This window comes from Phenylobacterium sp. Root700, assembly GCF_001429025.1.
Lineage (GTDB): Bacteria > Pseudomonadota > Alphaproteobacteria > Caulobacterales > Caulobacteraceae > Phenylobacterium.
Genome location: NZ_LMHT01000032.1, coordinates 335 through 12,650, shown reverse-complemented (window position 1 = coordinate 12,650; position 12,316 = coordinate 335). Strand labels below are relative to the sequence as shown.

The 12,316-nt window shown below is 67.7% G+C and carries 12 protein-coding genes and 1 riboswitch; of the genes, 3 read left to right on the top strand and 9 right to left on the bottom strand.

Annotation, left to right across the window (positions count from 1 at the left end; translation table 11 throughout):
* Window positions 1–14 precede the first annotated feature (14 nt).
* The 7 genes from ASE02_RS16635 to ASE02_RS16605 form a co-directional block, all read right to left on the bottom strand.
* Window positions 15–1,148 (bottom strand): AAA family ATPase, encoded by a 1,134-nt coding sequence (locus tag ASE02_RS16635; RefSeq protein WP_235536738.1) that lies wholly within the window; start codon window positions 1,146–1,148, stop codon window positions 15–17.
* 70 nt (window positions 1,149–1,218) lie between these two features.
* Complete coding sequence (locus tag ASE02_RS16630) at window positions 1,219–2,259, bottom strand: low specificity L-threonine aldolase (RefSeq protein ID WP_056735663.1); 1,041 nt, start codon at window positions 2,257–2,259, stop codon at window positions 1,219–1,221.
* Between the two features lie 41 nt (window positions 2,260–2,300).
* Window positions 2,301–2,408, bottom strand: a riboswitch (SAM-I-IV-variant riboswitch).
* A gap of 30 nt (window positions 2,409–2,438) precedes the next feature.
* Window positions 2,439–2,810 carry a Rieske (2Fe-2S) protein gene (locus tag ASE02_RS16625; protein WP_235536727.1) on the bottom strand — a complete coding sequence of 124 codons (372 nt, stop codon included), beginning with the start codon at window positions 2,808–2,810 and terminating at the stop codon, window positions 2,439–2,441.
* Window positions 2,807–4,111, bottom strand: a complete 1,305-nt coding sequence (gene fahA / locus ASE02_RS16620) for a fumarylacetoacetase (RefSeq protein ID WP_056735661.1) — start codon at window positions 4,109–4,111, stop codon at window positions 2,807–2,809. Before fahA ends, ASE02_RS16625 begins: the two co-directional genes overlap by 4 nt.
* Window positions 4,108–5,403, bottom strand: coding sequence for a homogentisate 1,2-dioxygenase (gene hmgA / locus ASE02_RS16615; RefSeq protein WP_200957710.1), 1,296 nt, complete (start codon window positions 5,401–5,403; stop codon window positions 4,108–4,110). Before hmgA ends, fahA begins: the two co-directional genes overlap by 4 nt.
* A gap of 132 nt (window positions 5,404–5,535) precedes the next feature.
* Window positions 5,536–6,606 carry a 4-hydroxyphenylpyruvate dioxygenase gene (gene hppD / locus ASE02_RS16610; RefSeq protein ID WP_056735659.1) on the bottom strand — a complete coding sequence of 357 codons (1,071 nt, stop codon included), beginning with the start codon at window positions 6,604–6,606 and terminating at the stop codon, window positions 5,536–5,538.
* Window positions 6,603–7,805, bottom strand: coding sequence for an amino acid aminotransferase (locus ASE02_RS16605; RefSeq protein ID WP_056735658.1), 1,203 nt, complete (start codon window positions 7,803–7,805; stop codon window positions 6,603–6,605). Before ASE02_RS16605 ends, hppD begins: the two co-directional genes overlap by 4 nt.
* A 112-nt stretch (window positions 7,806–7,917) precedes the next feature.
* On the opposite strand from ASE02_RS16605, the gene ASE02_RS16600 reads away from it, so the two are divergent.
* Window positions 7,918–8,388 carry an Lrp/AsnC family transcriptional regulator gene (locus tag ASE02_RS16600; RefSeq protein ID WP_200957709.1) on the top strand — a complete coding sequence of 157 codons (471 nt, stop codon included), beginning with the start codon at window positions 7,918–7,920 and terminating at the stop codon, window positions 8,386–8,388.
* Window positions 8,389–8,634: 246 nt separating this feature from the next.
* Window positions 8,635–8,988 carry a DUF1428 domain-containing protein gene (locus ASE02_RS16595; protein WP_056735657.1) on the top strand — a complete coding sequence of 118 codons (354 nt, stop codon included), beginning with the start codon at window positions 8,635–8,637 and terminating at the stop codon, window positions 8,986–8,988.
* A 118-nt stretch (window positions 8,989–9,106) separates the two neighbouring features.
* Here the strand turns inward: ASE02_RS16595 and hutC are convergent, their stop codons facing one another.
* Together hutC and ASE02_RS16585 are read right to left on the bottom strand one after the other, a co-directional pair.
* Window positions 9,107–9,847 carry a histidine utilization repressor gene (gene hutC / locus ASE02_RS16590; protein WP_082602161.1) on the bottom strand — a complete coding sequence of 247 codons (741 nt, stop codon included), beginning with the start codon at window positions 9,845–9,847 and terminating at the stop codon, window positions 9,107–9,109.
* On the bottom strand, window positions 9,844–11,214 hold the full coding sequence (locus ASE02_RS16585; RefSeq protein WP_082602160.1) for a formimidoylglutamate deiminase: 1,371 nt from the start codon (window positions 11,212–11,214) through the stop codon (window positions 9,844–9,846). Before ASE02_RS16585 ends, hutC begins: the two co-directional genes overlap by 4 nt.
* 65 nt (window positions 11,215–11,279) lie before the next feature.
* Here ASE02_RS16585 and hutI point away from each other — a divergent pair.
* On the top strand, window positions 11,280–12,316 hold a 1,037-nt coding region (gene hutI, locus ASE02_RS16580; protein ID WP_056735752.1), incomplete at its 3' end, for an imidazolonepropionase.

The following is a 12,316-nucleotide window of genomic DNA, read 5'->3' as shown; positions in this document are numbered from 1 at the left end:
AGCTGGGTTCTCGACTAATCCTCGCCGGCGAACTGGCCGATCAGGCTCAGTCCTTCGATCCAGGTGGCGCCGTCCTGCTTGGTTACGGTCCGCACCTTTCCGGCCCCGGTGGCGGCGATGGCGTCAGCCAGGGGTTGGGAGTGGGTCACCAGCCAGATCTGCGAGCGCTCCGCCGCCTGGGTCACCAGCCGCGCGAGCGGGGCCATCAGGTCGGGATGCAGGCTGGCCTCGGGCTCGTTGAGCGCGATGAACGGGGGCAGCCGGTAGGCCAGCAGCGCCCCGGCCAAGCCGAGGAACCGCAGGGTGCCGTCCGAGAGTTCCTCGGGCTCGAACACCCGCTTGGGGAACTCGGAGAACACCATGCCGAAGGTCGCCGTTCGCTCAGGGCTCGGCACGACCAGCCGCGCGCCGGGGAACGCCGCGGCGATCACCGCATCCAGGTCGTGGGTGTCCTGGCGGATATGGGCCAGGGTGGCGAACACCGCCGCCAGGTTCGCGCCGTCGGAGGCGAGCGTTGGGGTGGCGACCGCAGGACATGGCCGGCGCAGGGGCGAACCGGCGTCGGTGCGCAGGTCGTGGTAGAACCGCCACTCCAGCAAGGTCCGCCGGACCATGTCGAGCATGGGAAAGCGGCCGGGATCCTCCAGCCGGCCCAGCACGGTCTCAGAAGACAGCAGGTCGATATCGATCTCGACCGGGCGACCGGCCTCGTCCCGGGCCATCACCGAGGGACCGCGACGGTCCACCAGCCGGACCTGCCGCCCGCCGCCGTCGTAGGAGAGCCACTCCTCCTTGATCTGCGGTTCGGTGATGAAGGCTGGTGAGGCCTCCTTCGGCGGGAAGCCGATGGCGACATGGTAGCGATAGACGCCGCGCCCAGCCCCGCGCGCCTGCGGGTCCGACAGGCTGACCTCCAACTCGATGCGCGGCGGACCCGAACGGCGCGGCCCCGCCCAGAAGGCCGCCTCCATCCCCTCCTGGGCCAGTTCCAGCCCCAGGGTGTTGGTCGCCGCCGCCCGGACCAGCTCCAGGGCGCGATAGAGGTTGGTCTTGCCGACGCCGTTGCCGCCGACAAAGACCTCCAGGTCCGAGACCGGGCAGACGATCTTGCGCAGCGACCGATAGCCGGTCGCGGAAAACTCACGCACGTGAAGCAAGGAGCGGCCCTTCGACGACTGTGCGGTCAGGCATAACAGCCTGCGCCGGGTTCGTCCGCCCTCAGGCGGCCGGCGTGAACACCGCGCGCAGATCCTGCGCCAGTTCCTCGACGCGGCTGAGGTCGGCGTCCCACGAAAACATGAACCGGGCTCCGCCGCCGATGAAGGTGTAGAAGCGCCAGCCCCGTGCGCGCAGGTCGTCCAGGCGTTCCTCCGAGGCTTGCAGGAACACCGCATTAGCCTGGACCGGGAACATCAGCCCCGCCCCCGGCAGGCCCCGCACCTGATCGGCCAGGGCGGTGGCGCAGGCGTTGGCGTGGGCGGCGTTGCGCAGCCAGGCGCCGTCCTCCAGCATCCCGATCCACGGCGCGGCCAGGAAGCGCATCTTCGAGGCCAGTTGCCCGGCCTGCTTGCAGCGATAGTCGAAGTCCTCGGCCAGGGCGTGGTCGAAGAACAAGATCGCCTCCCCCACCGCCATGCCGTTCTTGGTGCCGCCGAAGCACAGCACGTCCACCCCGGCCTTCCAGGTGATGTCGGCCGGCTCGCAGCCCAAGTGCGCGCAGGCGTTGGCGAACCGCGCGCCGTCCATGTGCAACCGCAGGCCCAGCTCGCGGCAGACCGCCGAGATCGCCCGCACCTCGTCCTGGGAATAGACCTGCCCGGTCTCGGTCGGCTGGGTAATCGTGACGACGCGGGGCTTGGGATAGTGGATATCGCTGCGCTTGCCGGCGATTTCGCGGATCGCGGCGGGGGTCAACTTGCCGTCCGGGCTGGGCGCGACCAGCAGCTTGGAGCCGTTGGAGAAGAACTCCGGCGCGCCGCACTCGTCGGTCTCGACGTGGGCGGATTCGGCGCAGATCACGCTGTGATAGGACTGGCAGAGCGCCGCCAGGGTCATCGAGTTGGCCGCCGTGCCGTTGAAGGCGAAGAACACCTCGCAGTCGGTGGCGAACAGCGCGCGGAAGGCGTCGGCGGCGGCCTGCGTCCAGGGATCTTCGCCATAGGCCGGCGCGTGGCCGTGATTGGCCCGGTCCATGGCCGCCCAAGCCTCCGGGCAGATGCCCGCATAGTTGTCGCTGGCGAACTGCTGAATGTTGGACATGCGCCCTCGCCTCTCGGATGGGAGCCGATCTGACGCGTGAGGCTTGTCCCGTGGTTTGCCGGACCGGCCACATCCCTCTCGATGAGAGGCGCCACCTTGCTCGGGAGCAGGTTGGCGTTGAGCGTCAGCTCAAACTCTTGATGCTATTGGCCGCTGGATAGTCGGCTTTCGCGCAAAGCTCAAGCCGTGGCGATGAAGCCGCCCAGGACCTGCACCGGCCAGGGCGTCAATGCGCCGCCCACGCAGGGGCCGCCGACGCAGGCGCCGCTGTCGATATCGAACAGGGCGCCGTGCCAGGAGCAGGCGATGAGATCGCCGGCGGGCGTCAGATAATCGTCGAGCTTCTGGGCCAGCGGCAGGCCGGCGTGCGGGCAGCGGTCGACATAGCCCCTCACCTGCTCGCCCTGACGAACGACGAAGCCGTGGAAGCGGGCCTCGCCGATCTGCAGAACGAAGTTGCGCGCCGCGCCATCGGCCACCGTCTCCAGCGTGCAGAGCTTCACGCCGGCCGGGGTGGCGAACAGCCGGGCGGGCGCGACGTCTTCGTTCAAAGGGCCGGCTCGATCACGCCCCGGCATTCGCCAAAGCCGATGGACACGCGGCCGTCGGCCTGAGCGCGGGCGGCGATGGTCAGTTCATCACCATCCTGCAGGAAGGTGCGGGTCTCGCCGGTCGGCAGGGTGATCGCCTGGGTGCCGCCCTTGGTCAGCTCCAACAGGCTGCCAAGCCCGGTGTCGTCAGGGGTGGAGATGGTGCCGGTGCCAAGCAGGTCGCCCGGCCGCAGGTCGCAGCCGCCTAGCGTGTGGTGAGCGACCAGCTGGGCCAGGGTCCAATAGAGGTTGCTGGCTGGTCCGCGCGACAGGCTGAGCGGGGCTAGGCCCTGCTCGCGCATCTTCGCGGTGGAGAGCAGCACTTCGAGGCCGATCCCATAGGCGCCAGTAGCCTGGTCCCGCTCGTCCCACAGATAGGCCATCGGCTGCGGGTCGCCCGGCGGGCGCGGCGGCTGGGCGATGCGGAACGGGGCCAGCGCCTCTGCGGTGACGATCCACGGCGAGACCGTGGTCATGAAGTTCTTGGCCAGGAACGGACCAAGCGGCTGATATTCCCAGGCCTGGAAGTCACGGGCCGACCAGTCGTTGAGCAGGCAGAGCCCAGCGATGTGCTCGCCCGCCTCGCCGATCGAAATGGGCTGGCCGAGCGCATTGCCCTGGCCGATCCAGACACCCAGCTCCAGTTCCAGATCCAGGCGTTGCGAGGGGCCGAAGGTCGGCGCCTCGGCGTCGGGCGCCTTGCGCTGGCCGCTCGGGCGGCGAACGGGGGCGCCCGACGGCCGGATCGAAGAGGCGCGGCCGTGATAGCCGATCGGCACGTGCTTGTAGTTCGCAAGCAGCGGGTTCTCCGGCCGGAACTGACGGCCGACGTTCAGGGCGTGATGGATGCCCGCATAGAAGTCGGTGTAGTCGCCAATGGCGGCCGGCAGGTGCAGGACGCAATCGGACGCCACATGAAGCCAGGTCTCGACCTCGGCGCGGTCGGGCGCACCATCCGCCAGCAATTCGGAGAGACGTTGGCGCAGGCCCCGCCGCGCGACGGGAGCCAAGCCGAGCAAAGGGTTCAGCGTGGAGCCAGCCCCCGCCTCCGCAGCCGACTTGGCCGGGCCGACAAGCAGGTCCGACCGCGCCGCTAGCGAAAGATCAAGGATGCGCTCGCCAATCGCCACCCCGCCGCGCGCGGGTCCGCCCGACGGACTGAACACGCCAAACGGCAGATTCTGTATGGGGAAGTCGGCATGGCCGTTGGCGGTGACGACCCAGCTGGTACGCGCCGGGTCGTGGGTCTCGTCGAGGATCAACGCGGCAACTCCGCCTTGGTGAAATCGGCCCAGCAGTCGTCATAGTCCGGCTGGGCGAGCGGGGTTTCGACCGCGAACCGGGTCGGGCGGATCACCCAACGGCTCTCAAACATGAAGGCCATGGTGTTTTCGATCTTGTGCGGCCCGAGGCCCGCGGCGACCGCGCCCTCATAGCTGGCCTTGTCGGGACCATGGCCGCTCATGCAGTTGTGCAGGCTGGCCCCGCCCGGCGCGAAGCCGCCGGCCTTGGCGTCATAGGCGCCGTGGATCAGGCCCATGAACTCGCTCATGACGTTGCGGTGGAACCACGGCGGGCGGAAGGTGTGCTCGGCCACCATCCAGCGCGGCGGGAAGATCACGAAGTCGCAGTTAGCGGTGCCCGGGATCTCCGAGGGCGAGGTCAGGACCGTGAAGATCGACGGATCGGGATGGTCGAAGCTGACCGTATTGATCGTGTTGAAGTTGGCCAGGTCGTATTTGTAGGGCGCTAGATTTCCATGCCACGCGACCACATCGAGCGGCGAGTGGTTGAGCGTGCAGGTCCACAGGCGGCCCTGGAATTTCTGAACGACTTCCGTGGGTTCGTCGCGATCTTCAAACCAGGCGACCGGCGTTAGGAAGTCACGCGGATTGGCCAGACCGTTGGAGCCGATGGGGCCGAGGTCGGGCAGGCGGAACGGCGCGCCATAGCTCTCGCAGACATAGCCGCGGGCGCTCGGCCCGTGCAGTTCAACCCGGAAGCGCACGCCGCGCGGGATCACCGCGATCTCGCCGGGCGCGACGTCCAGGCGCCCCAATTCGGTGGCGACCAACAGCGCGCCGTCCTGCGGCACGATCAGCAATTCGCCGTCGGCGTCGTAGAACACCCTGCCCTGCATCGAGCGGTTGGCGGCGTAGAGGTGGATGGCGACGCCTACGCCGGTCGCCGCGTCGCCGTTGCCGGCATAGGTCGCTAGGCCGTCGACGAAATCGGTCGGCTCGGCCGGAATGGGCAGCGGGTCCCAACGCAGGCGATTGGGGCTAGGCGGAACCTCATCGAACGGCCCCGAGCGCACCAGCTTGCCGCCCTCGTAGGGCAGGAACGGCGCGTGACTGGCGGTGGGCCGCAGGCGGTAAAGCCACGAGCGGCGGTTCTCATGACGCGGGGCGGTGAAGGCGCTGCCCGACAACTGCTCGGCATAGAGCCCGAACGGCGTGCGCTGCGGCGAGTTCTGACCCTGGGGCAAGGCGCCGGCGACGGCCTCGGTGGCGAAGCTGTTGCCGAATCCGGACATGTAGTTCTGCGCGCTCATCGCTTGCTCCATCGCCTTTCCCCTCCGTCGCGCTACGCGCGCCACCTCCCCCAGTGGGGGAGGATCTCAAGGCCAAGATGCTCCCCCTTTGGGGGCGCTGTCAGCCAAAGGCTGACTGAGGGGGATCTCCCCTCAGGCCGCGTCGACCTTGATGACGCCGCGACGGATCTGGTCGAGCTCGATGGACTCGAACAGCGCCTGGAAATTGCCGTTGCCGAAGCCCTCGTTGCCCTTGCGCTGGATGATCTCGAAGAAGATCGGGCCGAACAGGTTCTCGGTGAAGATCTGCAGCAGCAGGCCTTCATCGCCGACCGCGCCGTCCAGCAGGATACGGTTCTTGCGCAGGCGCTCCACGTCCTCGCCGTGGCCGGGGACGCGCTTGTCGATCAGCTCGTAGTAGGTCTCGATGGTGTCCTGCAGCTTCACGCCGCGCGCGCGCAGTTTCTCGACCGTGCCGTAGATGTCGGCGGTGGTGAAGGCCAGGTGCTGAATGCCCTCGCCGTTGTACTCGCGGATGAACTCTTCGATCTGGGACCTGTCGTCCTGGCTCTCGTTCAGCGGGATGCGGATGGCCTTGTCAGGCGCGATCATCGCCTGGCTGAACAGGCCGGTCGCCTGGCCCTTGATGTCGAAGTACTTCTGCTCTTCGAAGCCGAAAATCTGGTTGTAGAAGGTCGACCAGGTGCGCATCTGGCCGCGCTTGACGTTGTGGGTCAGGTGATCGAGCAGGTCGAGGCCGACGCTGTTGGCGGCTTCCGCCTCGGCCGCGCCGGGGATCTGGTCCCAGGCGTCGTAGATCGTGCCCGCCTCGCCAAAGCGGTCGACCAGATAGAGCATCGAGCCGCCGATGCCTTCCAGCACATAGGCGTCCGGCAAGGCGCTCTGGCTCGCGTCACCGGCCTTGGCGCCGCGCGACAGGGCGAGCTCGTAGGCGGCCTTGGCGTTGGCGACACGGAAAGCCATCCCGTTGGCCGACGGGCCGTGGGCGGCGCGGAACTCGGCGACCTGGCCGGAGGTCTCCTGGTTGACCAGCAGGTTGATGCGGCCCTGCTTGTAGCGGACGAGGTTCTTGGTCGGATGCTTGGCGTAGGCGGTGAAGCCGAGTTGCTCGATCAGTTCGACCATGCGGGCCGGATCGGGGCTGGTGAACTCGACAAACTCAAAGCCGTCGAGGCCGATCGGGTTGTTGGCGGTGATGGTCATTGGGCGTCTCCCGACAGGCAGGCGCCAAGCGCCTGCACGAATGGCTGGACGGTGTCGGCGGTGAGGCCGGCAAGATTGATGCGGCCCGAACCGGCCATGTAGACGGCGTGGTCGCGACGCATGGTCTCGACCTGGGCTGGCGTCAGCGGCAGCAGCGAGAAGAGGCCGTGCTGATCACGTAACGGCTCAAGGCGCGGATCGGCCTCAGCCAGATCGTGGCGAACGGAGGTCAGGCGCCGGCGCATGCCGTCCAGTTCGGCGCGCCACTGGGCGGTGAGGCCCGCATCCTCCAGCACCACCCGCACCACCGCCGCGCCGTGATCGGGCGGCATGGACCAGTTGCAGCGGGCCAGTTGCAGGATGTTGGAGCGGACCAGCTCGGCCTGGCCCCGCGCCCGGACGAACAGGGCGCCGGTGCGCTCGCGATAGAGGCCGAAGTTCTTGTCGAAGGAATAGGCGACCAGCGCGGTGTCGATCGTCTCGAGCACCAGCCGCAGACCGGCCGCGTCTTCATCGAGACCAGCGCCCAGGCCTTGATAGGCCAGGTCGATCAGCGGAACCGCGCCGCGCGCGGCCAGCAGATCAGCGACCGCCCGCCATTGCTCGAGGCTGAGATCGGCGCCCGCCGGGTTGTGGCAGCAGCCGTGCAGCAGGACGACATCGCCAGCTTGGGCGCCGCCGAGCGCGCTCATCATCTCATCGAAACAGACCGCCTGGGTCTTGGGATCGAAATAGCGATAGGTCGCGACCTTGAGGCCAGCCTGGGTGAAGATCGGCGCATGGATCGGCCAGCTGGGCGTGCCCAGCCAGATACGCGCGCCGGACGTGCCGGCGTTGGCGAGTTCGGCCGCCAGGCGCAGGGCGCCGGTGCCGCCGGGGGTCTGGACGCCGAACAGGTCCTGGGACGCCGCGCTCTGACCGAAGATCATCGGAGCGATCAGCTCCAGGAAGCGCAGATCGCCCTCCGGACCGAGATAGGACTTGGTGGCTTGGGTTTCGAGCAGGAGCGCCTCGGCCGCCTTCACCGCGCCGAACACCGGGGTGTCGCCGGCCGCGTCCCGATAGACGCCGACCCCAAGGTCGATCTTCTGCGGACGGGGATCATCGCGATAGAGCGCGATCAGCGACAGCAGCACGTCGGGCTGCTGGGGCTTCAGCCCCTCGAACAGGGAACGCGCGGGCGCGGCGACATCCAACATCGAAAAGGCCTCCTCTTGCGATGAAATTTACGCGGGAGGCGCGATGAATGGCTTTCAATCTCGCGATGATTTGACGATCATGTGGCCATCTGTTTCGCCATTAGGTGATGATGTGAAAGAAATTCATCAGTTCGACGAGATCGATCGGAAGTTGCTCCGCGCCCTGCAGCAGGATGCGAGTCAGAGCCATGCCGCATTGGCCGAACAGGTCGGCGCGTCGCCCGCCTCCTGCTGGCGCAGGATCAAGGCCCTAGAGACCGCCGGGGTGTTGCTCGAAAGCGTCCGCCTGGTCGACGCCGAGAAGGTCGGGCGCGGCGTCAACGTCATGTGCCAGCTACGCATGAAGTCCCATGCGACAGCGGTCCGCCAAGAATTCGAGGCCTTCCTGCGCTCGCGGCCGGAGATCATGGAATGCCACTCGATGTCCGGTGAATGGGACTATCTGATGCGGGTCGTGGTGGCCGACGTCGCCGGATACGAGCGGTTCCTGATGGGCGCGCTGCTGAATCACCCCAATGTCGCCAACGCCGCCTCACACTTCGCGCTCAGCCAGGTGAAGTACTCGACCGCTATGCCGATTTAGGGCGGGCGGCGGCTTCGCTCCCCCTAACAGATCGTCATGGCCGACCTCTTGTGTCGGCCATCCATAGACACCGTCTTCGGAGCATATCGTCGGACCTCTGAGTTTATGGATCGCCGGGACAAGAGCCCGCCGATGACGAACCGAGAGGGATGCGCCCCGCCGCCGCGCGGCAAAACCTTCCGCCATTGTCGGAACGGTTCGCGCCCGTTCGTCCTTTGGTCAGTTCAGACCCGAAGGAGACCCAACATGCCCTATGTCGATGGTTTCGTACTCGCCGTGCCTAAGAAGAACCTCGAAGCTTACAAGGCGTTCGCGCGGGCCGCGGGCGAGATCTGGATGGAGTTCGGCGCCCTGTCCTATGTGGAGTGCGTCGCCGACGACGTGCCCTATGGCGAACTCACCTCGTTCCCGAGAGCCGTGCAGGCGAGCGACGACGAGGTCGTGATCTTCTCGTGGATCACCTACGAATCCCGCGAGCAGCGTGACGCGATCAACACCAAGGTCATGTCCGACCCGCGCCTGAAGCACGATCCGGCCGCCATGCCGTTCGACGGCAAGCGCATGATCTATGGCGGCTTCGAGAGCTTCCTGGCGCTTTAGCCATGGTTCAAACCCTGACCTCGTCATCCTAGGCCTTGCGCCTAGGATGACGAAGCTGAGGCGGCGAGGTTGGGGTGGCGAAGCGGGTGTAGCGAAGTGGGTGTGGCGAGGTAGACGCCTAACCCCGCGAGGGTCCGAAGCAGGCGACGAGGTCGTAGGCTTCGCCGGGGAACAGTTGGCGCACCTTGGTGACGCCCTCGCCGCCGCGCCAGGTGCGTCGCTCGACCGCCAGGCAGGCGGTTCCCGGCGCGATGGCGAGCAGCTGCGCGGTCTCGGTGTCGGCTGCCAGCGCGCTGATGCGGTTCTCCGCCTCGGTCCACGGAATGTGTTCGAGCAGCCAGGCGCCGGGCGGCTGGGCGGCGAAGTCGACGTCGCGGGCCTGCGGCGCCGCCAGAAGGCTGATCAAGCGGTCCTCGATGGCGAAGGGACGCCCACTGGCGAAGTGAACACCGCGCAGGACCAGCAGGTCGCCTCCCCGTGCGAGCTCCGTTTCCTCGGCGCTCTTGGTCTTGGGCGCGCGGGGCGTGCAGGCGACCAGTTGGAAGGCGTAGGTCTCTCCCCGCCCCTCGATCTCCGAGCGCAGGTCGGGGATGTCGAGCACGGCCGAATGCACCTTCGGCCGCGCCACGAACGAACCCGCTCGCCGCTTGCGCATGATCAATCCGGCTTCGGCCAAGGCCGAGATCGCCTTGCTGACCGTCATCCGCGAGCAGCCGTATTGCTCGGTCAGTTCGTGCTCGAAGGGGATGCGGAAACCAGGCCCCCACTCGCCCGAGAGGATCTTGGCCTCGATTTCGGTGCGGATGCGCTGGTGAAGCGCGGCGGGCGCATCTTCGGCGATCGCGGCGGGCTTGGTCACGCGAGCACCTTCTCCAAGGCCTGCCGGTATCGCGCCGCGATCTCGTCGCGGCGATGGTGGCGACCGTTACTGACGACCTTGCGGCCGGCGCGCCAGACCCCGTCGATCACGTCGCGCCGAGCGGCGAACACGAAGCTGTCCAGGATCGCGTCGCCCTCGCGGCCGATCAGAGCTGAATGGCCGGCGCTCAGGCTGACGATGTCGGCCGGCGACCCGACGCTCAGGCCGCCGCCGGTCGCCCCCAGCGCCTGGGCTCCGCCCGAGAGCACCGCGCGGTAGATATCCCCGCCGGTCGAACGGCCCGCCTGCGTCGCCATCACATTGCGCGTCCGCCGTGCCAGCCGCTGGCCGTATTCCAACAGGCGAAGCTCTTCGGCGGCGTCGATCAGGACGTTGGAGTCCGAGCCCACGCCGAACCTGCCGCCGGCGTCCAAGTAGTCCAAGGCCGGAAACAGGCCGTCGCCGAGGTTGGCCTCGGTGATCGGGCAGAGCCCCACCACCGCGCCGCTGGCCGCCATCCGCAGGGTTTCCTGCGGCGTCACATGGGTCGCGTGCACCAGGCACCAGCGTTGATCGACGGGCGCATGGTCGAGCAGCCAATCGACTGGCCGCTGGCCGGACCAGGCCTCGCAGTCCAAGACCTCCTTGGTCTGCTCGGCGATATGGATGTGGATGGGCCCGTCACCGGCGAGGCCGACGAGGGCCTCCAACTCGGTGGGCGTCGCGGCGCGCAGGCTGTGCGGCGCAAGCCCCACCACCGCGCCCGGCAGATGGACGAGCGCCTTGCGACTGGCCTCAAGCAGGTTCGCGAAGCTATCGATATCATTGATAAAGCGGGCCTGGGCGGGCGCCGGATCATCGCCGCCGAAGCCCGAATGCGCATAGAAGACCGGCAGCAAGGTGAGCCCCAGGCCGGTCGTCTCGGCCGCCGCCGCGATCCGCGACGCCATCTCGGCGGGATTGGCGTAGGCGCGGCCGCCCTGGTCGTGGTGCAGGTAGTGGAACTCGCCGACCCGGGTGAAGCCGGATTCCAGCATCTCCGCATAGGCCAGCGCGGCGACCGCCTCGACCTCGTCTGGGCCCAGCCGCTCCAGGAACCGGTACATGACTTCGCGCCAGGTCCAGAAGCTGTCCGCCGACGGACCACGCACCTCAGCCAGACCCGCCATGCCACGCTGGAAGGCGTGGCTGTGCAGGTTGGGCAGGCCTGGGAGCGCTGGGCCATAAGCGCTCTCATCTGCAACGCGCGGCGCCCCCGTCTCGATTGCGGCGATCTGGCCTTCCAGAATGCTGACGCGCACATGGCGCGCCCAACCGGTCGCCAGCAGCGCGCTGTCGAACCAAATCGTTTCGCTTCGATCAGACACTGGACAAGCCTCCTTGCTCAGACATATGTATATACATAAATCGGAACGATGTGAAGGAGGCGGACATGCGATGCGATCGGATCTGGGTGGGCGCCCGCCTCGCCACGCTTTCCCCTGAGTTGCCTGGACTTGGAGAGATCGCGAACGGCCTGATCGCCAGCCGGGACGGGAAGATCGTCTATTCCGGTGACGCCGCCGGGGCCCCGCGATTCGAGGCGGCCGAGACCATCGATTGCCAGGGCCGCTGGATCACGCCGGGCCTGATCGACCCGCACACCCACCTGATCTTCGGCGGCGACCGCGCCCACGAGTTTGAACTGCGGCTAGCCGGCGCCTCCTATGAGGAGATCGCGCGGGCGGGCGGCGGCATCGTCTCGACCATGAAGGCCACGCGCGCGGCCAGCGAGGATGAACTCGTCGCCAGCGCCCTGCCCCGGCTCGACGCCCTGATCGCCGAAGGCCTGACCACTATTGAGGTCAAGTCCGGCTACGGCCTGTCGCTCGAGCACGAACTGAAGTCGCTGCGCGCGGCCCGCAAGCTCGGCCAATTGCGCCCGGTCAGCGTCAAGACGACCTTCCTCGGCGCCCACGCCCTGCCACCCGAATATACCGGCAACTCCGATGGTTACATCGAAGAAGTGTGCGAACGGATGATTCCCGCCGTGGCCGCCGAGGGCCTGGCCGACGCCGTGGACGCCTTCTGCGAGGGGATCGGCTTCACGCCAGAGCAGACGCGCCGCGTGTTCGAGGCGGCCAAGGCGCACGGCCTGCCTGTGAAGCTGCACGCTGAACAACTATCGAACCTGCACGGCGCTGCGCTGGCTGCTGATTACGGCGCGCTGTCGGCCGATCATCTGGAGCATCTGGACCAGGCCGGCGTCGCCGCCATGGCGAGGGCCGGCGTGGTCGCCACCCTGCTGCCGGGCGCCTACTACTTCGTGCGCGAGACCAAGCTGCCGCCGATCGAGGACTTGCGCGCGGCCGGCGTGCCGATGGCGCTCGCCACCGACTGCAATCCCGGCACCTCGCCGCTGACCTCGCTGCTGCTGACCATGAACATGGGCGCGACCCTGTTTCGCCTGACGGTGGATGAGTGCCTCGC

Coding starts and splice junctions, on each gene's coding strand:
- ASE02_RS16630 (WP_056735663.1), bottom strand. CDS start 2,259: ATGTCCAACATTCAGCAGTTCGCCAGCGACAACTATGCGGGCATCTGC.
- hmgA (WP_200957710.1), bottom strand. CDS start 5,403: ATGAGCGCGCAGAACTACATGTCCGGATTCGGCAACAGCTTCGCCACC.
- hppD (WP_056735659.1), bottom strand. CDS start 6,606: ATGACCATCACCGCCAACAACCCGATCGGCCTCGACGGCTTTGAGTTT.
- ASE02_RS16605 (WP_056735658.1), bottom strand. CDS start 7,805: ATGTTGGATGTCGCCGCGCCCGCGCGTTCCCTGTTCGAGGGGCTGAAG.
- ASE02_RS16595 (WP_056735657.1), top strand. CDS start 8,635: ATGCCCTATGTCGATGGTTTCGTACTCGCCGTGCCTAAGAAGAACCTC.